The 21,659-nt window shown below is 61.8% G+C and carries 21 protein-coding genes; 2 read left to right on the forward strand and 19 right to left on the reverse strand.

Annotated elements, in window-relative coordinates; translation table 11 throughout:
- Positions 1-26: 26 nt before the first annotated feature.
- Together ACX9NZ_RS04740 and ACX9NZ_RS04745 are read right to left on the reverse strand one after the other, a co-directional pair.
- Positions 27-1,280, reverse strand: coding sequence for a deoxyguanosinetriphosphate triphosphohydrolase family protein (locus ACX9NZ_RS04740; protein ID WP_118653749.1), 1,254 nt, complete (start codon positions 1,278-1,280; stop codon positions 27-29).
- Between the two features lie 131 nt (positions 1,281-1,411).
- The gene (locus tag ACX9NZ_RS04745) at positions 1,412-1,894 is read right to left on the reverse strand and encodes a prepilin peptidase (protein WP_407496839.1); all 483 of its coding nucleotides are present in this window, start codon (positions 1,892-1,894) and stop codon (positions 1,412-1,414) included.
- An 82-nt stretch (positions 1,895-1,976) separates the two neighbouring features.
- On the opposite strand from ACX9NZ_RS04745, the gene ACX9NZ_RS04750 reads away from it, so the two are divergent.
- Positions 1,977-2,372 carry a hypothetical protein gene (locus ACX9NZ_RS04750; RefSeq protein WP_407496837.1) on the forward strand — a complete coding sequence of 132 codons (396 nt, stop codon included), beginning with the start codon at positions 1,977-1,979 and terminating at the stop codon, positions 2,370-2,372.
- Positions 2,373-2,375: 3 nt separating this feature from the next.
- On the opposite strand, the gene ACX9NZ_RS04755 is transcribed toward ACX9NZ_RS04750, so the two are convergent.
- From ACX9NZ_RS04755 to ACX9NZ_RS04780, 6 genes are all read right to left on the reverse strand, one after another.
- Entirely contained in the window at positions 2,376-3,650 is a 1,275-nt protein-coding gene (locus ACX9NZ_RS04755) for a glycosyltransferase family 2 protein (protein ID WP_118653676.1), read from the reverse strand.
- An 83-nt stretch (positions 3,651-3,733) separates the two neighbouring features.
- Positions 3,734-4,750, reverse strand: a complete 1,017-nt coding sequence (locus ACX9NZ_RS04760; RefSeq protein ID WP_118653677.1) for an RluA family pseudouridine synthase — start codon at positions 4,748-4,750, stop codon at positions 3,734-3,736.
- Positions 4,750-5,385, reverse strand: coding sequence for a signal peptidase II (gene lspA, locus ACX9NZ_RS04765; protein WP_118653678.1), 636 nt, complete (start codon positions 5,383-5,385; stop codon positions 4,750-4,752). The genes ACX9NZ_RS04760 and lspA overlap by 1 nt, the downstream gene beginning before the upstream one ends.
- Before the next feature lie 246 nt (positions 5,386-5,631).
- Positions 5,632-8,433, reverse strand: a complete 2,802-nt coding sequence (gene ileS, locus ACX9NZ_RS04770) for an isoleucine--tRNA ligase (protein WP_407496834.1) — start codon at positions 8,431-8,433, stop codon at positions 5,632-5,634.
- Positions 8,434-8,918: 485 nt separating this feature from the next.
- Complete coding sequence (locus ACX9NZ_RS04775) at positions 8,919-9,263, reverse strand: DUF3784 domain-containing protein (protein WP_407496832.1); 345 nt, start codon at positions 9,261-9,263, stop codon at positions 8,919-8,921.
- A 212-nt stretch (positions 9,264-9,475) separates the two neighbouring features.
- Positions 9,476-9,928: a 2-thiouracil desulfurase family protein gene (locus ACX9NZ_RS04780; RefSeq protein WP_118653681.1), complete on the reverse strand. Its 453-nt coding sequence runs from the start codon at positions 9,926-9,928 to the stop codon at positions 9,476-9,478.
- A gap of 125 nt (positions 9,929-10,053) precedes the next feature.
- On the opposite strand from ACX9NZ_RS04780, the gene ACX9NZ_RS04785 reads away from it, so the two are divergent.
- Positions 10,054-11,142 carry an iron-containing alcohol dehydrogenase family protein gene (locus ACX9NZ_RS04785; RefSeq protein WP_317440433.1) on the forward strand — a complete coding sequence of 363 codons (1,089 nt, stop codon included), beginning with the start codon at positions 10,054-10,056 and terminating at the stop codon, positions 11,140-11,142.
- Positions 11,143-11,462: 320 nt separating this feature from the next.
- Here the strand turns inward: ACX9NZ_RS04785 and rpsT are convergent, their stop codons facing one another.
- The 11 genes from rpsT to ACX9NZ_RS04840 form a co-directional block, all read right to left on the reverse strand.
- Positions 11,463-11,723 (reverse strand): 30S ribosomal protein S20, encoded by a 261-nt coding sequence (rpsT, locus tag ACX9NZ_RS04790; RefSeq protein WP_118653683.1) that lies wholly within the window; start codon positions 11,721-11,723, stop codon positions 11,463-11,465.
- A 304-nt stretch (positions 11,724-12,027) separates the two neighbouring features.
- Positions 12,028-12,987 (reverse strand): DNA polymerase III subunit delta, encoded by a 960-nt coding sequence (gene holA / locus ACX9NZ_RS04795; protein ID WP_407495441.1) that lies wholly within the window; start codon positions 12,985-12,987, stop codon positions 12,028-12,030.
- Positions 12,988-13,129: 142 nt separating this feature from the next.
- The gene (locus tag ACX9NZ_RS04800; protein ID WP_407495444.1) at positions 13,130-15,403 is read right to left on the reverse strand and encodes a DNA internalization-related competence protein ComEC/Rec2; all 2,274 of its coding nucleotides are present in this window, start codon (positions 15,401-15,403) and stop codon (positions 13,130-13,132) included.
- A gap of 128 nt (positions 15,404-15,531) precedes the next feature.
- Positions 15,532-16,287, reverse strand: a complete 756-nt coding sequence (locus tag ACX9NZ_RS04805; RefSeq protein ID WP_302743118.1) for a ComEA family DNA-binding protein — start codon at positions 16,285-16,287, stop codon at positions 15,532-15,534.
- A gap of 279 nt (positions 16,288-16,566) precedes the next feature.
- A complete protein-coding gene (gene thiI, locus ACX9NZ_RS04810) occupies positions 16,567-17,838 on the reverse strand; it encodes a tRNA uracil 4-sulfurtransferase ThiI (RefSeq protein ID WP_302743116.1) in 1,272 nt (423 codons plus the stop codon).
- Positions 17,839-18,123, reverse strand: coding sequence for a DNA-directed RNA polymerase subunit omega (locus tag ACX9NZ_RS04815; RefSeq protein WP_118653688.1), 285 nt, complete (start codon positions 18,121-18,123; stop codon positions 17,839-17,841).
- A 5-nt stretch (positions 18,124-18,128) separates the two neighbouring features.
- Complete coding sequence (gene gmk, locus ACX9NZ_RS04820) at positions 18,129-18,698, reverse strand: guanylate kinase (protein ID WP_118653689.1); 570 nt, start codon at positions 18,696-18,698, stop codon at positions 18,129-18,131.
- Entirely contained in the window at positions 18,699-19,007 is a 309-nt protein-coding gene (mihF, locus tag ACX9NZ_RS04825) for an integration host factor, actinobacterial type (protein WP_118653690.1), read from the reverse strand.
- Between the two features lie 198 nt (positions 19,008-19,205).
- Positions 19,206-19,931, reverse strand: a complete 726-nt coding sequence (pyrF, locus tag ACX9NZ_RS04830) for an orotidine-5'-phosphate decarboxylase (protein ID WP_118653691.1) — start codon at positions 19,929-19,931, stop codon at positions 19,206-19,208.
- Positions 19,925-20,833: a dihydroorotate dehydrogenase gene (locus ACX9NZ_RS04835; RefSeq protein WP_199588902.1), complete on the reverse strand. Its 909-nt coding sequence runs from the start codon at positions 20,831-20,833 to the stop codon at positions 19,925-19,927. The genes pyrF and ACX9NZ_RS04835 overlap by 7 nt, the downstream gene beginning before the upstream one ends.
- Positions 20,834-20,844: 11 nt before the next feature.
- Positions 20,845-21,615 carry a dihydroorotate dehydrogenase electron transfer subunit gene (locus ACX9NZ_RS04840; protein ID WP_118653750.1) on the reverse strand — a complete coding sequence of 257 codons (771 nt, stop codon included), beginning with the start codon at positions 21,613-21,615 and terminating at the stop codon, positions 20,845-20,847.
- Positions 21,616-21,659: the final 44 nt, after the last annotated feature.

Below are 21,659 nucleotides of genomic sequence, written 5' to 3' on the forward strand. Positions count from 1 at the left end.
ATGATAGATTCAAACACCTGTTCGTATTAGCGTTCGTTGATGTACGTGCGCTGGGGGAACTTGAGCTCCGGGAACAACGTGCACGCAAGCTCGGTAAAGTATCCATCTGTCATGCTCGCGATATAATCGACGACCGTCTGGTCAAGATCACGCTCCCACTCGTACGTGCGCCCGTAGTACGACAGAGCCTTGTCGATGCGCGCGATGTGGTGGCGGAAGATATAGCTCTGCTCGTCATGTGCCTTAAGGTCGCCTAGGAAATGCTCGTACATGAGGCTGAATGCGCGCGCCATCGTCGCCGCCTCCTGCTCCTCGATGCCAGCCGAGTGATAGATCTTTTCGTAATTCTCACGCTTCGCGCGGCGGATCTCGCAGAACAGCTCCTCGCTCATCTCGATGCGGTCCTTACCGTAACTGTGCTCGACGATGTCGATCGAGGCGCGCGTGAGAATCCAGGAATTGTATCGACCACCTAAACCGTCTTCAAACGCGTCTTCCGAGAGTAAACCCGCCTCGATGGCGTCCTGACGGTCGCGCCCCACATAGGCGATGATATCCGAGATGCGCACCACGCAAGCCTCGAGCGTCATGGGGCGCAGCGTCTTGACGTAGTCGAAGTCGTGGGTGTAGCACTCCCCCACCACGTGGTCGAACTGCTCGAACGATTCCATGCCCGAGAGCTCGAAGACGCGCTGCTCGTACTCGCCGTTATGGCACAGCACGCCATCGAGCGTCTGCAGCGACAGGTTGCGACCGTAGAGCTTGTCGAGCACCCGGACCGAATGGACGTTGTGGAAAAACGAGCGGCCGGTGCGGGCGGTGGTGATGTCGTTGAGGCGCGCCTCCCCCGCATGGCCAAAGGGCGTGTGCCCCAGATCGTGCCCCAAACCGATCGCCTCGATGAGGTCACAATTGAGACCGAGCGCGCGCCCGATGTCCCGCGCAATGCGCGCCACCAGCTGCACGTGGAGGCCACGGCGCGAGAGATCGTCGTTGCTGCGGAAGCTGAACACCTGCGTCTTGCCGTTGAGGCGGCTGTAGGCGGGCAGATGCATGATCTTCTCGGCATCACGCACGTACGACGGACGCCAGATGCTACCGGCGTCACCTGCGCGCGGCTCGCGGCGAATCGCCGCATCGTCGGCGGCGCGATAAGGATTGATCCATCCTGCAGCACGATCCTCCTCCATACGCTCGACCAGCTCGGCGCTCAATTGGTCGGGCATGGCGAGTAGGCGATGCGTGAGATCACTCGTTGACTCTGAGGCATCGACAGTCATACGGGGATTCACATCATTTGTCTTCTGTTGCTGTACGTTCGTCATGTTCCATCTCCTCCTGTCATCGTTGATCGAGACCAATCATCGCACGGCGTGCGGACATACATCGATTCGCATTCGCAGCCGGACGGCTAACCCATACGAACGGCAACGATCATCACCAACAACAAAGTTACTACGAAGGGCAGTAGCGGCAACGAGACGCGCCGTGCAAACAAGCCGGTCAAGGCAAGCAACACCAAGCCGCCTCCAAACGCCGCGAGGGCTTCGAGGGGCCTCCAAAGCGAAAGCGCGGCGAGGAACTTGACGTCCCCCATGCCAAGGCCCGCGCGTCCCTTGTGCCAACGGCGCCACCACAACTCGAATGCGACGATCACCGCACTCGTGAGGGCGGATACCAGCGCGCACCACATGAGTCGCAGCAGGCCTCCCGTAGCCAAGCTCAAGGCCGCGCACGCAAGTGCCAAGCCCACTCCGAGCACGGTGGGAAACCTCCGCTCACGCGCATCGACCACCGCAGCCGCAACCAACAGGACGCACACGAGCAGCGTCAACGCACCTGCAGCGAGGCCCCTAGACGAAACCCCCTCCATCAAATTGCCCGCCTGTACCATGTATACCACCTCGACACTCGCCCGCCGCCACGCCAACGCGGGTATAATGGCGACAATGAACTCGACCTTTCACGGGAGACCTATGGAAACGCCCACGTTCGACTACAGCACCAAACCCGAACCCCAAATGACCGGTCCACAGGCGGCGGACGCCGACGTCATAGAGTCCATTGACGGCCAGCGAGTGATCGAAAGCGCGAGCGCTTCGACCGCGCCTCAGACGAACTCGTCAAACTTCGCCTATGTCCTTGCCGCAGTGACGTTGGGGATCATCTCATTGCTGGCAATCGCGTTCGCACTCCTCATGTTCGGGGTGGTCGGAACGGCCATCAATTCGTCCTACGCATATGATGAGCTGCCGAGCGATGGCTATGTGAACGGTTGGAAACGCTTTGAGAACGAGCATCGCGATGAGCTCGACCAGTTCGAAGAAGAACTCTGGAACGAGCTCATGTCCGAAAACGGCTACGACGCGTAAAACCTATTTGGCCCCGTCGAGCACCTCGTCGAGCGTCACGCTCACGTCATGCGGCGTGGGAACCCAGTCGACCTTAAGGAACAGCGCCGCCACGGTGAGCGGGACATACGTGAACATAAACAGCGGGAAGGTAAACAAGTTGGCGAAGATGCGCCAGCGCTGCGGACAATGGATGTGCTTCCACTCGGTGATAGTAGTGAAGAGCCCCATGACAAAGAACGTGCCGTACATATAAGCAAAAATCATGATTACCGAACCGATTGCCATCTCGATCTCGGAGTCGGTTGCCAAGAACCCGTGGCTCAGGCTACCGACCACGATGAAGGTGGTGTTGACCATGAGGCAGAGCAGAGTCAACAGCATGGCAGGACCGATGACCATGAGCATGTCGTAGGCGGCAAAGCGGCGAAACTTGGTGATGGACGTGAGCATGTGGCGGCCGTAGGTGAAAAGCACCTGATAGAAGCCTTTGGTCCAGCGCATGCGCTGTTTGATGGAGGCCTTGAGCGTGACGGGCTGCTCATCGAAGAATTCGGCCGGGGCATAGCCGATGCGAACACCGTGGATGGCGCAGAAGGTAGCGAACTGGATATCCTCAGTGAGTGTGTGGAAGTCCCAGCCGTGCATGCCCTGGATGATCTTGGCCGAAACGAGGTAGCCCGAGCCGGAGACGGCGCACGAGGTGCCGCAGATCATACGCGCGTTGTTGAGATAGCGCGCCTCGCGCATGAACCAGGTGGCGTAGGCCGCGCTGATCCAGGAGCTACCGAAATTCTTTGAGTTGCGATAGCTCGTGAGCGCCAAATACCCCTGGTCGAAGGCGTCGTTCATGACGGTGACGTAGTCACGTGCGAGCAGATTGTCGGCGTCGAAGATGAAAAACGCCTCGTGCTTGCCGGGATACTCTTTGAGGATGCGGTCGAACCCGTAGTCCATGACCCAGCTCTTTCCCTTGCGGGAGAGGTCGTTGCGCTCGTAGACGATGGCACCGGCATCACGCGCCGCTTGGGCGGTGTTGTCGGTGCACGCGTCCGCCACCACGAAGATGTCGATCAGTTCGGAAGGATAGTCCTGGTCTTTAATCGACTTGACGAGGTTGGCGATCACCGCTTCCTCGTTATGGGCGGCGATGAAGAACGCATAGCGATGCTGCTTCTTGGCGGCGGGGATCTTCACCTGGCCCCGCAGAAGTCCGATGAAGAAGAAAACGACCTGGTACAGAAAGCACCAGGTGAATAGGAAGCCAACGATGCTGTTGAAGGCGACGATAGGTGTCAAAACGCCTCCCGGGTCGCGATTGTTTCGTACGTCTCAGTGTACGACAGTCTGCGCCCGGGCACGCAATCTCCAATCGAGAGGGCTCAATCCTCGAGGAGGCCGAGGCGTGGAATGATCTGCTCCCCCGCCTCCGTGCGTCCGAGCGAGCGGTCGTGCAGCTCATCCAAAGCCGCCGCGAGGTCCCAAGGAAGCTCATCCTTGCAACTCACGACCTCACCGGTCACCGGATGCACGAACGAGACGCTCCATGAGTGCAGAAATTGACGGTCGAGGTAGAGGTTCATGCGCTCATTGCCCTTACCGTACAGCGGGTCGCCTACGAGCGGATGGTGGATGTGGCGCATGTGCACGCGAATCTGGTGCGTACGCCCCGTGTAGAGGTGACATTCGACGAGCGTATAGCCCTCGTCGCCCCGCGCGGGCTCAAAGCGCTCAAGCACCTTAAACGTCGTAATGGCCTGACGTGCAAAAGGATCATCGGAGACGGCCATCTTCACGCGATCGCGTGTGGAGCGCGCAATACCCGTGTTGATGGTCCCCTCGTCCATGACGATCTCGCCGTGGACGAGCGTGATATAGCGACGGTCGAGCGTACGCGTGCGGATGAGGTTCTGCAGGGCGCGCTGCGTGTCATCGTCCTTGGCGGCGAGCATGAGGCCCGAGGTGTCGCGGTCGAGGCGGTGCACGATGCCTGGTCGGTCCTCCCCCTGCACCGTGCCCAGGTGATCAAGGCCGCAATGGTACGCAAGGGCGTTCGCCAGCGTGCCATCCTCGTGGCCGTGCGCCGGATGGCACACCAAACCGCGCTGCTTGGAGAGGACGATGAGGTAGTCGTCCTCGTAGCGAATGTCGAGGGGAATGGCCTGTGGAATGATGGCTCCCGGTTCGCGGACCTCGGGAAGCTCGATGGAGATGCGGTCACCCTCAGCAACTTGCTGCTTTTTGGAGAGGCACGTTTCGCCGTTGATGGCCACGGCACCCGCCTCAACGAGCTTCGCGCAGGCAGAGCGTGAGGGGCACGCATCCTGCGCGCCCAGATACGCATCGAGGCGCTCGCCCGCAGCTTCGACGGGAACGAGCAGGTGAAGGTCGGCGGGCATTAGCGTCCCTCCCCTTCCGGCTTGTCGCACTCCTGGCGCTCACGCACCGCGCGGGCGCGCTCGCCGCGGCGTTTGGCGCGACGGGCGGCGGCACGGGCGTCACGTGCGTCGAGCTCGGCACCCGCATCGACTTGGGCGGCGGGAGACAGGAACATGAAGCCCACGAACGCGAGGAAGACGCCAACGCAAATGCCGATATCTGCAACGTTGAACACGGGGAAATCGATGAAGTCGCTGGCGATGAAGTCGACCACGTAGCCGAGAACCAGGCGATCGAGGGCATTGCCAATCGCGCCCCCCGCAACAAGGCCGAGCCCGAAGGTCTCCACCTTCGACACCTTCCTCACGTGACCAAGGTACAAGGCGATGGAAACGATGACGACTGCGGCAAAGAAGGCGAACAGCATACCCATGCCCTCGCCCATGCTGAACGCGGCACCGATGTTCGCGACGAAACGAAAGCTCAAGATCCCTGGGATGACGGATACGCTCTCCCCCGTCAGCATGAGCGTGTTCTTAACGAACACCTTGGAGATGTAATCGAGCGCGAACACCGTGACGGCGGCGACGAGCGCCACGCACGCGCGCCATCCAAGCGACGGCTCAAAGGTTTTTGTATCCGGCTTCTCGGCCAAAGGAATCCCCAAACTCCGAAGTGAACATCCTTGATGTAGAAGGTCATGCCGCGTGCCAAAGGGGCACGTCCCCAATGGCACGCGATCCTTGATGTGGGCATGCACATCAGCGAGCGACGGCCAGGTGCGCCAGATTGCCCTGAAAGAGGAGGGCGCACGCCTAGCGTGCGGCGCCCGACGATTGAAGGGCAAGGTGGCGTGCCTGGCCGCCGCGCAGCGTCATGCGCTGAGCTTAGCTCAGCGCCTTTAGCTCAGCGCCTCAAAGCAGCGGTCGCAGATGTGCTCGTGCTCGCCGTGGACGCCCGTAGAGGTACGGTAGTTCCAGCAGCGGTCGCACGCCTCACCATGGGCGGCCTCGATCTGGGCGGTGAACGCCGCACCCTCGGCCAGCTCCACCTCGGAGACGATGTAGAACTCGGCGAGGTCGACAGCCTTGTCGCCGGTGAGCAGCGCATAGGCCTCGGCCGGGGCGGTCGCCTTCACGCGGACCTGCTGGCTCTTGGTGAAGGTTCCCGCGGAACGAGCCTCCTCGATGGCCTTGGTGACCACGCCTCGCAGCTCGAGCGACGCCTCGAGGACGCCGGCGAACTCGTTGGCCTGCTCGAGCGTGATGGGGCTCTTGTACCAATCGAGCAGGGCCGCGAACTCCTGGTTGTCTCGGCAACCGGCCGGAGCGAACTCCATGGCCTCGTCGACCGTGTAGGACAGGATGGGCTGCAGGTCGCGCATGAGCATGGAGAGCAGCTCGGCCACGACGGTCTGCGCGCTGCGCATCTCGTGGCTGCCCGGCTTCTCGCAGTACAGGCGGCCCTTCAGCGCGTCGAGGTAGACGTTGGAGAGCTCGGTGACGACGAAATCGTACAGCGTGCGGTACGCGCGGTTGAACTCATAACCGGCGTAGGCCTCGTCGACCTCGGCCTGCACCTGGGTGAGGCGGGCGAGCATGAGCTTGTCGAGCGGCATGAGCTCGTCGAAGGCCACGCCGTCGGTCGCGGGCTCGAACTGGCCCTCGAGCACGGACAGCAGGAAGCGCAGGGTGTTGCGGAAGCGGCGGTACGCGTCGGAGGTGCGGGCGAGGATCTCGTGGTCGCAGGCGACGTCGGTGGAGGTGTCCACGGAGGCGACCCACAGGCGGATGATGTCGGCGCCCATCTCGTCGCAGATCTTGTTGGGGTCGATCACGTTGCCGAGCGACTTGGACATCTTGCGGCCCTGGCCGTCCAGGGTGAAGCCCTGGGAGATGACGGCCTTGTAGGGGGCGACGCCGTTGGTGCCAACGGAGGTCAGCAGCGAGGACTGGAACCAGCCGCGGTGCTGGTCGGAACCCTCGAGGTACACGTCCGCCGGGTACTTGAGCTCGGGACGATACTCGCACACGGCCTTCCAGGACACGCCGGAGTCCCACCACACGTCGAGGATGTCGCGATCGGCCTTGAGGTGATGGCCGCCGCACTTGGGGCACACGCAGGCGTCGCCGAGGTAGGACTCGGGTGCGTCGGTGAACCAAGCGTCGGAGCCCTTCTCGTGGAAGAGCGCGATGACCGCGTCGAGCGTGTCGTCGTTCATGATCTTCTCGCCGCAGTCGGCGCAGGTGAAAGAGGGAATCGGCACGCCCCAGTTGCGCTGACGGGAGATGCACCAATCGGGACGCTGCTCCACCATGGCGCCGATGCGGTTGACAGCGTGCTCGGGATACCAGGACACGTGGTTGCGCACCTGGTCGAGCGCCTGCTCACGCAGGCCGGTCTTGTCCATGGAGACGAACCACTGGTCGGTGGCGCGGAAGAGAACCGGGCTCTTGCAGCGCCAGCAGTGCGGATAGCTGTGGGTGATCTTCACCTCGGCCACGAGCATGCCGCGGTCGCGCAGGAACTGGATGATATGCGGGTTGGCCTCATCGGTGTCCATGCCGGAGAACGGGCCGCCGGTGCCGAACTCGGTGCCGTTATAGAAGCGACCGTCGTCGTCGACGGGCATGCAGACGTCCATGCCCTCCTTCATGCAGACGTAGTAGTCGTCCACGCCGTGGCCGGGCGAGTTGTGGACGATACCAGTACCGTCCTCGGTGCCTACGTAGTCGGCAAGGAGCGCCACGCCCTCGACGCCGTCGAAGACGGGCTGCTTGTAGTGCAGGTGATCGAGGACCTCGGCGGGGACCTCATAGGGCTTGCCATCGACCATCACGGGGGTGACGTCCCATCCGGCGATGCCGCAGACCTTCTCGGCGAGGTCCCTGAGCATGATCTCGGCGCGGCCATCGTGCTCGATGGCGGTGTAGATCGCCTCGGGCTTGAGGGAGACCGCCTGGTCGGACGGGATGGTCCAGGGGGTGGTGGTCCAGATCACGAAGTCAACGGGGCCGTCGAAGGACTCGAGGCCCGCCGGCTTGGTCGTGAGTTCGAAGCGCACGTAGATGGACGGGCTCGTCTCATCGCCGTACTCGATCTCGGCCTCGGCCAGGGCCGTATGGCAGTGCTTGCACCAGTGGACCGGCTTATGGCCGCGATAGACCATGCCCTTATCGAACATGGCCTTGAAGGCCTCGATGTCGGCGGCGTCGTGCTGGTGGTAGAGCGTGAGATATGGGTTGTCCCAGTCGCCCAGGACGCCCAGGCGCTTGAAGCCCTCACGCTGCAGGTCGATGTTCTCGACAGCGAACTGGTTGCACAGCTCGCGGATCTCGGCAACGCTCGTCTGGTTGAACTTCTCCGTCCCGAGCTTCTCCTCGACCTTGTGCTCGATAGGCTGGCCATGGCAGTCCCAGCCGGGAACGTACGGGGTCTCATAGCCCTGCATGGCCTTGTAGCGGTTGATCATGTCCTTGGCGATCTTGTTCATCGCGTGGCCCAGGTGGATGGGGCCATTGGCGTACGGAGGGCCGTCGTGGAGCACGAATTTCTCGTGGCCCTCGTTCTTCTTGAGCATGAGCTCGTAGACATGGTTCTCCTGCCAGCGCTTCAGGCGCTCCGGCTCGCGCTGCGCCAGGGCCGCCCGCATGGGGAACTTGGTCTTGGGCAGGTTCATGGTCTGCTTGTACTCGTTTGCCACGAATACCCCCTTCTCGTTATGGGCGCATGAAAAAAGCGCCCGTCCTAGCTCAAGCTGGGACGAAGCGCGTATGAGATACGGGAAGCAGGGCCCGCGGTGCGTTTCGCTATACCACCCAGCTCAAAGGTTCGCGCACATGCGCTCCCCTCGTACTCGGCTGGCCCGTGACGACGGCCATCCCGGCGACGCCTACTGGGCACCATCCCGCGTCCCCGCAAACGACACTCCCCATTGGGGACGTAGTCGTTTTGCAAAACGCTATGGATGGCAGCCGTTCGGGCCGCGGCTCCGGGGTGATCTTCGACTGGTCGCACGCACTTGGATCCCACCGCCCCAAGCTCTCTTTTCCGTGCGGGTCCGGCCTACTCGTCCCCATCAACGCCTGTGGCTCGACATGATAGCACGTGGCGAGACCCGTGCGATGGAAGCGCATCCGTTAACTCAGCGATTACACGCAGCGGTACGGGAACGCTCTGGACAATCCACTACGATTGCCGGAGGCAGGTGGTGTTCATGTGCCTGATGCCAAAGAAGATTCCGACAGCCATCGCGAAAACCGCCATGAGCGTAACCCAAACCGATGAATCACGGCTTATCGAGCCTTGCGTGCGAGCGAACTCCGCAAGTGCCATCGTGCCGAGAGCGAAAAACGCACCAACCATGATGAACCCCATGGCTCTGCATAGTTTCCGCTCGTCATATCGAGCACGCTGCTCGGGTGTCGAGGTGTTGTAGCCGGCGATGAGCTTGGCTCCTCGACCGGAAAAGAATAGCATGCTCAATACACCGCATAGCAAGGCAAAGGCAGACATGATGACAACGTAATTCATAGGCACCCCTTAATACACAAAGTGATGGTTGGGAGAGGCAGGCATGGGCGGTGGTAAAGCTGTCAGGTTTTCAGCGCCGTTGCCGTTTGCTCAGATGCAGAACTACGTACATTTTTACCCCGCAGGCCCCGCAGGTCCCTCCGCCAAACTCGCCCTCGTCCTCCGCATCGCCCTTGATGAGAAATTCGAAGAGGTCTTCTACTTCTCATGATCTAATCGAGTACGTCATCTAAATCGGATGCGTCCACCAAGCGCACGCCCGCCGCCGCGAGCGCTTGGGCGAACAGGCCTTGCCCCGGAATAAGCGTCCCCGTGAAGGTGCCATCATAGACTTGATGAACGCCGCAACTGGGACTCCGGGACTGTAGAACTGCTGCCGCAAGCTCCCCCGTCTCGATCGCCGGCGCGAGCCGCGCCATCTCGGCGGCGACGCCCGCCCGATACGCGGTATCCACGCTTTCGCCAAGATTGTTGACAACCTCACCGCCCATGATCTCCGCAGGTGGGCGAGGCGTGGGCAGACCGCCCGCCACCTCGGGGCACACAGGGATCACCTCGATATCAGGACGGGCATGTAGCACCTCCAACAGGCGCTCACAGCGGTTGTTGCCCCCGCTGTATTTGCAATTCTCGCCCAGCAGGCAGGCGCTCACCGCGACCTTCATGACAGCCACCTTTCTTCCCAGAACGGAAATCTCACGTTAACACTCTTTTTCCGATTTCGATACAGAGCGCCGCGTGCGAACACCGTCCTAGAATGTCACGAACGACAACTCGTCAAGGAGGTCACATGCGCACCATTCAAATGAGCAGCTATACGGTTGGCGAGGATTGCTTCGAGGCGATCCCCGCGGTACTCGCCCCCTACCAGGCAAAAACCGTCGTCCTGGTAGGTGGACGCCGCGCCCTCGCCGCTGCGGCGCCTGGTATCCGCGCCGCACTCGATAGTGCAAACGTGCAAATCCTCGACGAGATCGTCTACGGCACCGATTCCACCCAGTCCGCCATCGACGCGCTTGTTGCGAATCGGGCATTTCGCGATGCCGACATCGCCTTCGCGATCGGCGGGGGCAAGGCGATCGACACGGTGAAGACCGCTGCCAAGGAGCTCGACAAGACCGTCTTCTCCGTTCCGACCATCTGCTCGAACTGCTCGAGCGCCACCGCCATCGCCGTGGTCTACAACGACGACCACTCACTCAAGGGATACGCCTATCCCGACGCGCCTGCGCACATCTTCATCAACCCCGCCATCATCGCCGCCGCACCCGAGGAGTATTTCTGGGCCGGCATCGGCGACGCCCTCTCCAAACAGCCCGAGGTCGAATATGCCACCAGCGAGGCCGAGCTCACGCACACGGGCACGCTGGGCCTCACGCTCGCACACACCTGCACCGATCCCCTCATGGCCTACGGCGAGCAGGGCTTGGCCGACGTCCGCGTCGGCCAGTCGAGTGAAGCGGTGCGCCAAATCGCGCTCGACATCGTGGTCAACACGGGGTATGTCTCCAACCTCACCAACCAGCCCGACTTCTACTATAACTCCTCACTTGCGCACGCCTTCTACAACGCCACGACGGGCGTGCAGCGCCCCGGGCGCACGCACCTGCACGGAGAGGTCGTGAGCTTCGGCGTGCTCGTGCTGTTCGCCTACACGGGCGACACCGAGCAGCTGGCGCGCTATGCCGCCTTCAACAAGAAGCTCGGTCTTCCCGTCACTCTTGCCGAGCTCGACCTCGACGAGAGCCACCTGCAGCGCATCGCCGAGCTGGCCCAGAACACGAACGAGTGGAAGCAGGCGAATCCCGCCCCGTTCTCGCCCGAGGGGTTCATCGAGGCCATCAAGGCCGCCGACGCCTTCGGCAGAAACTTGAAGTAGCGCGAGCCGGGAGTCGGCTAATCCGAGCCAACAGGCACAGCGAGTCTAACGGCACGCAATCGGGGCGCCCGCGTTCAACTTGAATGAACGCGGGCGCCCCGCCTTTCAATCGAAACCCCCGTCGAAAACGGTAGCACAACTCGACAAAACTTCGCGATTTCATGAAGTTTTGTCGAGTTGTGCTACCAAACCCTGCGTGAGGAGTGTCCGAAGCTCAAGCCCCGCCCCGACACGCGCCAGCACGTCCCGAAAGCGAGTCGCGGCAAAAAACGGGCCCCGTGAGAACGGGACCCGTCGCAAAGCGAATTGTTCGCGAAGACCTAGAGGCTGTTCACGAGGTTCTGGACGCCGGACTTGCGGTTGGCAGCCTGATTCTTGTGGATAACGCCCTTGGCAACGGCCTTGTCGAGCTTACGGTAGGCGGTCGTGGCAGCAGCCTGGGCAGCAGCCTTGTCGCCAGCCTCGACGGCGGTCTTAACGTGCTTGATCACGGTCTTGAGCTCGGAGCGGATCGCCTTGTTACGGACGCGAGCGATCTCGTTGGTGCGGATGCGCTTCTTCTGGGACTTGATGTTTGCCATCGGGTTCGGTTCCTTTCGGGTACTTACAAGGTCTTACTATCCGGCCTCTGAGACACGGTTGTTGAGGTCATACGGGCGAGTATTTTACACGCGGTCCAGCCGCGGCGCAAGCCGCATTGCGTAATTGTGCAGGTTACTTGCGGAATTCACAAGTAAGATGCGAGCCCGTACGGTCATATGCGATCCGTGCGAGCCGCCGGGGCCACTTGCCATTTCCCATGTCCGAACCTATCAACTGCCCATGACGATGACCGCACATGCAACGACACCTCGTCGGACCAGTTTGGCATCCCGAGCCCTGCAGTTACCGACTGGTCATGGAGATGACCCACATACGCAACGCCAGCTCGCTGTCGCGCGAACCCTTGAGCGCAAGCTCGACCTCGATCGCCTGGGACAAGGCCTCGAGCAGCTCGTCCATGCGCCAGCGTCGCGCCCATGAAAGGTGGTTCTTGACCTGCCAACCCTGGACGCCCAACGTGGTGGCAAGCTGGCTCCCCTGCCCTCGGGTGTCGAGGGACTTCGCAATGATCAATTCGCGCAGACGTGTGACGAGCAAGGACCACAGCCTGACCTCGCTCTTTGCCGGCTGGAGCTTGAGCAACTCCAGCGAACGCACAAGATCTCGCGCGGCAACGGCGTTTAAGAACTCCCAAGGCTTGACCTCGGCGGTCCGCATAACGTGTCGCTCAATATCGGCAAGCGTTATCTCGGACCCTGTGACCATGGACGCGAGCTTCTTGAGCTCGTTGTCAAGCATCCTGGTGTTCTCTCCCGAGCGCGCAACCAGCACCTCGGCGGCGGGAAGGCCCATCGCCTTCCCATGAGCTGCTGCCATCTTGACCACCTGGGGCGGCATCTCCCATGTCTTTTTGGGCGCACAGTCGATAATCGCTTTATCGCCAAGCTTCTTGATCGCCTTATACAAGCGCGTGTTCTTGGCAAGAGTGGTGGCCACCACCAGGCACACGGTCGTCGGGGACGGATTGGCAAAATACTCGACAAGGGGCTCGCTCATCGCCTTAGGGAGCTTGTCGCAGTTGGTCAGAATGACCAATCGGAACTCAGCCCCCATGGGAAAGGTGTTGAGGGAGGCGACGACATCGTCGACCTGCGGGTCTTTGGTCATATCGCGCTCATCGAGGTTGAACTCGACCATGCCTGACTTCCCCAGGCGAGCACGCATACGCTCGACGGCACGCGAGCTCTTGAGTTCGTCGGATCCCACGATCAAATATCCTGGCAACAGACCTTGCCCGGCCATGCGCGCCCCTTTCGAAACGACACGTCAGGCGCTGTATCCCTGACGGGCGGAGAATTTCATCAACTATACCCCGATGCGGACCTTGAAGAGTTCCTCGGATGCCGAATACCGGCATTCCGGCCCTTCACCTTCCTCGTTCCCGTCATTGAATCCCCTGGGTCTTAACGACAGGACCCGTCTTTCCCGGACGAATGATCACATCGCCCACGTCCTTGGTGCACAGAAAACGCGCACCGGCTCGTTCGAGCAGTGACACGCACACCGGATCGGGATGGCCGTAGGAATTCCCCTCGCCCGCACTCGCCACAGCGAGTTCGGGATCCAGCAGCTCAAGCGGCTTCTCGGCAACAGCGATCTCCGAACCATGATGACCCACTTTGAGCACGTCGATATCCCCCACCTCATCCGCGTATTCCGCAAGCTCATCTTGTTCCGTATCACCCGTAAGAAGCATGTCCAGACTCGCCCCCTCACCATTGCCATACGATACGTCCAAGCAGAGGGAGTCGGCATTTTCCTCACCAGAGACCAAACCCTGGGGCCATACAACCCTACAGGCGAACTCCCCCACACGGATCACATCGCCTACTTGCACCTCGACAATCTCTTGAGAGACGCTTGAGAGCTCGGAAGGCGCATGCGCGGATGCGCCGCAGGCAACGACGATTTGGCCGACCGGCATGGCGTCGAGCACATCGGGGAGACCGCCCCAGTGATCGCGATCCCAATGTGTCACGACCACCGCGTCCAGCGCATACACGTTGTTTCGCGCGAGCGCCTCTACGACGGCATTGTCGACGCCCGCATCGACCAACATGGTCCTCGAGCCATCGCGAATGAGAATGGCATCGGCTTGTCCCACGTCAAGAATCGCGACCTGTGCCGGGGCGTACATCGACCATCGCAGGATATGCGCCACGAGCAGCAACGCCGGCAAACCGATGATGCAAGAGACTCGACGCGCCGAGGCATCGCGCCACCTCACATAGACCACAATCGCCGCACCGTATGCAAGTACCGGCAACCACCAAGGAGCGACAACCGTCATCGATGCAAAGGGAACGGCGGCGAAGAGCCGCGCGAGAAAGATGGCGAGCTGCGCCAGGGCGTCGGGCAGCCACAAGACCGCATCGGCAACACGAGCGATCAACGCCTCCGGCACATCCGCAAGCACACCCACGCCATACACCACCTCCCCGACTGCCGTCGCTCCAAGACCCGCCATCAGCAGCCCCGTCATCACCGGCCCCACAACGAGATTCGCCAATGGCGCGATGAGCGACACCTCACCGAACACCGGCAGGGTTACAGGGAGTGTCGCCCACTGCGCGACAAGTGAGAGGGAGAGCGGCTCGGCAATTGCGGCCGGCAGGCGAAGGCACGCGAGGGCATACGAGACATACCGGCCAAGCACCCCGATGAACAAGACGCTGAGCGCCGAGAGCTGGAACCCAAGATCGTACACAACTCCCGGATTGAGCCAGACGAGGGCCGTCACCGTGAGAGCGAGGGCAGAGGGGGCGTGCGATCGACGCCCACCGAGGATTGCTGCCGTAGCCAGCCCGACCATCGAGACCGACCGGAGCGCAGAGGGCGCACCCCCGGTGAACATCACGTACAGCGCCATGACTACCAGAAGCGCCGCACTTTTTGCCGCGCGCCCGCAGCGTAAGCGCCGCAGCAGCATCTCAAGCATCGCGGAGATGTAAGCCAGATGACTCCCAGACACGGCGACAAGGTGCGTGAGGCCACAGCGAGAGAACGCATCGTACGCGTCTTCCCGCGCGAGCTCCGTCACGCGCCCGCAAACCGTACCAGCCAGCAAGGCCCGGGATGGACCGCACGCTGAATCAAGGATGGAAAGCGCAACGGTGCGCGCCACAGCGACGGGCGAGCTAGACGCATTCTCTTCCATTTCCAAAACCGTGGCGACATCGAGAACTCCCACCTCGCCCCTCATGAACCTCCCGCGTGCCCAATCACCTTCTTCCAACCGCTCGATGTGCCCGACAACCCTAAGCGCCGCACCGGATTCGACGGTGCGTCCCGTGGTCGCTCTTAGCCGAACGCCGGTAGGGATACCGGAGTCAACCAACTCGACAGTTGAGGATGCCCCGTATTCGCCGAGACTCGGGTCTCCTATGGTGACGAACTGCCAGGCGCTTACCGATGCAGACCCCGCCATGTGCAGGCGATGCTCCCAACCGGCGAGCTCCACGCCCGAGATCGCAGCAGCAACCGCACACCCAACGCCGGCAAACACCAGCGAAAGACGCACGTAGCGACCGGGAAATGACCCCTCGTCATCTCCATGAGCGGTCCCCTCCCAACGAGCTATGAAACGCCATGCGAACAGTGCCAGTGCGCATCCAAGAACGACCAACGCCCCGATGGTGCCCCAAGGCGCAACCGTCACTTGTGCCCGCCGCGTCCAACCTATCTGCATGACGCATGCGGCGGATGCACATGACCCGATCGCCAAAAAGGCCGTGGGCGGAATATACGGACGTACGGGCTTCTCAACTACGCCCCCGCGCATCGCCATCACACGCAGATGCCCGATTTGAGCTTTTCGAACTTCTTCTCCCCTATGCCGCTCACACGCATAAGATCCTCGATGGTGGAGAAGGGTCCGTTCGCGTCGCGGTCTTCTATGATTGAACGCGCTGTCGAGGGCCCTATACCCGGCAGCTCGTCGAGTTCCGCCTCGCCTGCTGTATTGATGTCCACGAGGGAGCCACCCGCATCTCCGTCTCCCGTCGACGACGCGCCATCTCCCGATGAAGATCCGCCCGCAAGCGCGCTCTCGGACAGCTCCTCACCAACACGCGGAATGTAGATCTGCTGTCCATCCGATACCCTAGCCGCGCGATTAACTCGCGACAAATCAGCGTCGCCAAGAGCTCCCCCCGCGGCGGCGATCGCGTCGCCCACACGCGCATCCGCTTCGAGTTCAAAGACGCCTGGTTCCGTTACCGCCCCGGCAACATCAACGATGATGTCGTCGAGCGAGTCCCCTGTTTCCCCATCGGCTCCCGCACCATCGGCCTCCGTTTCATCCGTGTCCCCAGAATCGATGTCAGTGCCTTTATCCGAGTCGACATCGCGTCGTATCTCAACCCCATCAGCCGAGGCAAATCCATCTCTCGCGACTCCCCCGGCAAAGAGCATCCCAAGTCCAACCGACCCCAGTACCAGTCCTGTCACCAGAGCGAATGCGAAGCACGCGATCGGTCTCTGACGCAGGTACAGCGCGACGCGCGTTGCGAGGGCCACACGCTTCTTTTCAACCTGAGCCATGTCACCACCTCCCCCATCCATCGTTGCAGTGCTCGCACGATGAGTTCGGGAGTTTTTTAGAAAGTCTTCAATGCTCTGTTGAGGGCTCAGGCACGCGACTGACACGTCAGGCAAGGTTCCTGCCCGCAAAAGGCAAGGGCTTCGCGATGGGATGGACATGGGACCAAGGGCGGGAGGGCCCGCGATCTCGGTAGGGATGGCTCCAAAAGCAGAACGGGGTCGAAACGACCATATCGTCTCAACCCCGTTCGCATCAGCCTACCTACGGCAGCATGGAAATCATTCCGTTGCAAGGTCTTCGGGCGCATCGGCCTTCGGACGGAGAAAACGCGGCGCCAGTTCGTCATGACGCTCGCGCATCGCACGCGGCCGCTTATAGACGGGAGCGGTAAAATCAACGTACTCGACGTGCTCAACCAGGTAATCGATCATCGTCTCGTGATCGAACATGTTCCACGCCTCGTGAACGGCGTCGAGCTTCGCATGCGTCTCGGGACGGCGGGGCATGAACAAGGTGCAGCAATCGGGCGCCGTCTGGCAGGAGATTTCGTACGTTCCGATCTGCTTGGCGCGCTCGATGATCTCCTGCTTATCGGATCCGATGAGCGGACGAAAAACCGGAATGTCCACAATCTCGTTTACGGCCATGATGTTCTCGAGCGTCTGGGAGGCAACCTGTCCCAGCGACTCGCCCGTGACAATCGCCTTTGCCCCCTCGATCTTCGCAATGCGCTCGGCCACCGCGTACATGACGCGGCGATACATGATAACGCGTAGGTCGGAGGGTGTCTTAAGCGAAATTTCGCGCTGGCAGTCGCCAAAAGGCACCACGTACATGCGACCGATCTGCACCGCAGGTGCAAGCTGCTCGATGATGTCCTGACAGAGGTACTCGCTCGTATCGGCGGTCTGTGGACGACCTGAGAAGTGGATGGGCACCACAACCGCGCCGCGACGGGCGAGCTGCCACGTGGCGACTGGAGAATCGATACCTGAGGAGAGCAGCGTCACGACCTTGCCGGCACTACCCTGGGGCAGGCCGCCAACACCCCGCATGCTCTTGGCGTACACATAGACGCTGCCCTGAACGACCAGCACGTGGACAGTGGCATCGGGCTCGCGCATTTGGACCTTCTTCTCGGGATACGCGAGGCAAAGCGCCTCGCCCACCTGTCGGTTGAGGTCCATACTCGTGAGCTCGTAATCGGTGTTCGATCGGCGGGCGGCAACCTTGAACGTGTCAAACGGGCCGAACTCTGCAAGCGCGTCGATCGCCGCCCGACAGTACTCGGAGGGCTCACGGTTGGTATGAAACGCGAGAGAGCAACGTGCGACACCCGGAACCTGAGCGATCAGCGGCATGGCGCGCTCGGCTTCGCCCTTGGTGGAGAAGGTGATGAGGATATGCCCGGAAATGCGCGTCACGCACGAAACGGAAAAGGCGGCCAAAGCCGCCTTGCACGAGTCCATGAGGATGCGCTCGAACCGAGCTCGGTTCTTGCCTTTGAGTCCTATCTCGTGATAGTGCACCAGGCAAACGCGGCTGGCCATCTACGCTTCCGACGGGTCGATGTGGCCAAGGGCGGCCTCATAGCGGGCGTGGTCATAGGAGATGGTGCCATCAACGATCTCCTCCATGGCCATGGAGATGGTGTCCTTGCCAGAGAGCAGCACGGTCAGGTCATCCGTATCCTGAACAGCGAGCACGCGATTGTGCTGGCCGCGCAACATGTTGTTGATATCGCTTGCGCGTTGGGACGCAAGAGCGGAGAGAAGGAACCGGTTGTGGTCGGTCTTCTCCAGCAAGTCATCGATGGCGGGCTTCACAACAGACACTGGAATCAGTTCCTTTCGTGACGATGCAGTACGGCAATGAGCTCCTCAGTCGCGCGATCGAGGTCATCGTTTACCACGATTTCGTCGTAGCGATCACGCAGATGCATCTCGCTCTCGGCGGTATGCAGGCGAAGCTCGAGAGACTCAGACGTTTCCGATCCGCGGCCGATCAAGCGCTCACGCAGAACCTCGAGCGACGGGGGCTCGATGAAGATGAGGACGGCATGGGGGAACCGCTCTTTGACGGCGAGCGCTCCCTGCACGTCGATCTCCAAGATGAGGGACTGACCGGTGGCCAGATTGCGTTCGACCTCGCTGGCAAGCGTGCCATACCGATGATCGTGCACCTGTGCCCACTCGATGAACTCGCCGGCCTCAATCCGAGCGGAGAACTCATCGTCGGTCAGGAAATAGTAATTCACGCCGTCCACCTCGCCGGCGCGCGGAGCTCTCGTGGTAGCGGAAACCGTCAGACCCAGGTTAGGCATCTGTTCGCGAACGCGCGCGACCAGCGTACCCTTCCCTGCGCCTGACGGCCCGGAAATCACAAAGAGCTTTGGCTCGATGAGACCCACTTACTTGGTGAGCTGCTCGATGAGCTGCTCGCGCTGACGGACGCCGAGGCCCTGGACGCGACGGGTGGCGGAGATGCCCAGCTCGTCCATGATCTTGGCGGCCTTGGCCTTGCCGTAACCAGGAAGGGACTCGATGAGCGTGGAGACCTTCATGCGAGAGGCGATCGGGTCGTCGGAGTTAAGAACGGACTCGAGCGTGGTCTCGCCCTTCTTGATCTTCTCGCGAAGCTCGGCACGGGCGTGACGGGCGGCAGCGGCCTTCTCGAGAGCGGCCTTACGCTGCTCATCGGTGAGCTGAGGAAGCGCCATGTGTACCTCCAATAACGGGTTACTCATACGAATTAAGATTCCAATATGGGCATTTACGTGCGCATTTGAACCTTTAACGGCTCCTTAGGGTAGTCCATGCACTGGCGAAATGCAAGCAAAACGGAGAAAAGAACCGAGAAATGCCTGTTTAAAGGCTATGCGGACACCGTTTGGACAGGCACGGTGCCCGCTCCATCATTACTTCACGCCCCGTACCAGCTCTTCGACGATCGCCTCGTATGCGGCAACGGGGTCCTCTGACCCTGTGATGGGACGCCCCACCACGATATGGCTCGCACCACGCTCGATGGCCTGAGCGGGCGTTGCAACCCGGGACTGGTCGCCGAGCTCCGCACCAGCGGGACGGACCCCGGGCGTGACGATGAGCGCATCCGGCCCCAACAGCTCACGCATTGCCCGTGCCTCCATGGGAGAGCAGACGATACCGTCGATGCCGTTGGCCTGCGCGAGCGACGCAAGACGGGCGGCCTCATCGGCCACAGGGGAATCGACGCCGATCTGCGTCAGGGCATCTTGGTTCATACTCGTGAGCACGGTGATGGCAACGAGCTTGGGACGACTACCGCGAATCTCGGCAGCCTCCTCCGCCCCCTCGCGGCAGGCCGCGAGCATGGCACCGGAACCCAAACCATGCACGGACAATAGGTTCGCACCGGCGAGCGCGGCAGAACGAGCGGCTCCGCGCACCTGATGCGGGATGTCGTGGAACTTAAGATCCAGGAAAACCTTGAACCCACGTTCATTGAACTCGCGAACGATTTGCGGACCTTCGGCATAAAAGAGCGTCATGCCCACCTTGAGCCACTTGGCGTGCCCGGACAGGGCATCGGCAAGCTCGAGGGCGCGGGTACGGTCGCAGTCGATGGCGACGATAACGCGGTCGCGGGCGTCCGCCTCTAGCATTCAAAGGCTCCGATCAGCTCGTTGATATCACGAACGCCCTGGCTCTCCGCCCACTCCTCGAGCTCGCGCAGGATGCGCACAGAGGCGTCTGGCTCGACGAAGCTCGCCATGCCAACCGAGACGCAGCAAGCGCCGGCCAAGATGAACTCGGCGGCATCCTCACCGGTCATGACGCCACCGACGCCGCAGACCGGAATATCGACCGCATTGGCGGCCTCCCACACCATGCGCACCGCGATGGGATGGCACAGCGGGCCGGACAAACCACCCGTGGGCTTGGAGAGCTTGGAGCGGCGCGTATGCACATCGATCGCCATACCGGGAATGGAGTTGATGACGGTAAGGCCATCAGCTCCCTCCGCCTCGAGCGCCCGGGAGATCTCGGGAATGCGAACGGGGGCCATCTTCACGAACAGGGGGCGATCGGTCACCTTACGGCACGCGCGCATGACCTCCGCGGCGCCATCGGGGGTCGAGCCGCAGGCGGCGCCGCCAGCTGCGATGTTGGGGCAGCTCACGTTGATCTCAAAGCCAGCCGCCCACGGGCACAGCTCATCGAACATCTCGAGGGCGCGGACGTACTCTTCCGTGGAGTGACCGGCAACCTGGCAGATCACCTGCGTCCCCTTGCCCGTGAGTTCGTCGAGCCATGGACCGTAATCGCGCGCGAAGGCCTCCACGCCGGGATTCTGAAGGCCCACGGAATTCATCATGCCGCCGCGGACCTCGGTCATGCGGGGTGCGGGATTGCCCGGCCAGGGCTCCGCCGCACAACCCTTGGTGGTGATGGCGCCGAGCTGACTCACGTCCATGAGCTCGGAGAACTGCCACCCCTGGCCGAACGTCCCCGACGCGGTGTTAATGGGGTTCTTCATCTTGACGCCGCCGAAATCGACGGCCATATTCACCTGGCTCACCAGACCACCACCTTGGATGCATCGAACACGGGACCGCACATGCAGGCGCCCTGCATGCCGGAGGTCGTCTCGACGTTGCACGTGCTGCAGGCGCCAAACCCGCAGCTCATCATGCGCTCGAGAGACGCCTCGCAATACACGCCGGCATCCGCTGCCGCCTGGGCGACCTTGCTCATCATGACACCGGGACCGCATGTGGCCACGTAGTCGTACCCGCCGGCGGCCAAGAGCTCGGCAGCGGGATCGGTGCAGAAGCCGCAGCTGCCGGCAGAACCGTCGTCGGTGGCAACGCGAACCGTGCCGCAACCCAGAGCCTCGAAGTCTTCAACGCCCACGAGCTTGTCGGCCGTCGCCGCGCCCACGCAGGCGTCAACGGCAACACCCGCCGCCGCGAGATCACGCGCAAGGCACAGCACCGGCGGCACGCCGATGCCGCCGCCCACCACGAGCACCCGGCTGGCATCCTCGGGCACGCACCAGCCATGGCCCCCGGGGCCAAGAAGGTCGCTCTTAAAGCCGGGCTTCCACTCCGACATGCGCTGCGTTCCATTACCCACAACGGCATACCAGATTTCTACCGTACCTGCCTGCGGATCAGCCGCGACATAGCTCAGCGGAATGCGCAGCAGCTCGCTGGCATCGCCGGGCACGCGAACGTTGACGAACTGGCCGGGCTTGAGCGCGGATGCGAGACGCGGGGCCAAAATGACGAGCGAGAAGATGCCATCGGCGATCTTCTCGTTCGTGACGACCTCGAAATCGTGCATGCGCGCAGGTGAAGGATTCGGCATATATGCTCCCCTCCCCATGC

Source organism: Collinsella sp. BM28 (assembly GCF_054551995.1).

Excerpts from the sequence above, each read along its gene's own strand:
- thiI (WP_302743116.1), bottom strand. The coding sequence starts at position 17,838 with ATGGCCAGCCGCGTTTGCCTGGTGCACTATCACGAGATAGGACTCAAA.
- holA (WP_407495441.1), bottom strand. The coding sequence starts at position 12,987 with ATGGCCGGGCAAGGTCTGTTGCCAGGATATTTGATCGTGGGATCCGAC.
- ACX9NZ_RS04840 (WP_118653750.1), bottom strand. The coding sequence starts at position 21,615 with ATGCACGATTTCGAGGTCGTCACGAACGAGAAGATCGCCGATGGCATC.
- ACX9NZ_RS04740 (WP_118653749.1), bottom strand. The coding sequence starts at position 1,280 with ATGACTGTCGATGCCTCAGAGTCAACGAGTGATCTCACGCATCGCCTA.
- ACX9NZ_RS04750 (WP_407496837.1), top strand. The coding sequence starts at position 1,977 with ATGGAAACGCCCACGTTCGACTACAGCACCAAACCCGAACCCCAAATG.
- pyrF (WP_118653691.1), bottom strand. The coding sequence starts at position 19,931 with ATGCTAGAGGCGGACGCCCGCGACCGCGTTATCGTCGCCATCGACTGC.
- mihF (WP_118653690.1), bottom strand. The coding sequence starts at position 19,007 with ATGGCGCTTCCTCAGCTCACCGATGAGCAGCGTAAGGCCGCTCTCGAG.
- ACX9NZ_RS04780 (WP_118653681.1), bottom strand. The coding sequence starts at position 9,928 with ATGAAGGTCGCGGTGAGCGCCTGCCTGCTGGGCGAGAATTGCAAATAC.
- rpsT (WP_118653683.1), bottom strand. The coding sequence starts at position 11,723 with ATGGCAAACATCAAGTCCCAGAAGAAGCGCATCCGCACCAACGAGATC.
- ACX9NZ_RS04785 (WP_317440433.1), top strand. The coding sequence starts at position 10,054 with ATGCGCACCATTCAAATGAGCAGCTATACGGTTGGCGAGGATTGCTTC.
- ACX9NZ_RS04760 (WP_118653677.1), bottom strand. The coding sequence starts at position 4,750 with ATGCCCGCCGACCTTCACCTGCTCGTTCCCGTCGAAGCTGCGGGCGAG.
- ACX9NZ_RS04775 (WP_407496832.1), bottom strand. The coding sequence starts at position 9,263 with ATGAATTACGTTGTCATCATGTCTGCCTTTGCCTTGCTATGCGGTGTA.
- ACX9NZ_RS04835 (WP_199588902.1), bottom strand. The coding sequence starts at position 20,833 with ATGGCCGTCGATTTCGGCGGCGTCAAGATGAAGAACCCCATTAACACC.
- ACX9NZ_RS04745 (WP_407496839.1), bottom strand. The coding sequence starts at position 1,894 with ATGGTACAGGCGGGCAATTTGATGGAGGGGGTTTCGTCTAGGGGCCTC.
- ACX9NZ_RS04805 (WP_302743118.1), bottom strand. The coding sequence starts at position 16,287 with ATGGCTCAGGTTGAAAAGAAGCGTGTGGCCCTCGCAACGCGCGTCGCG.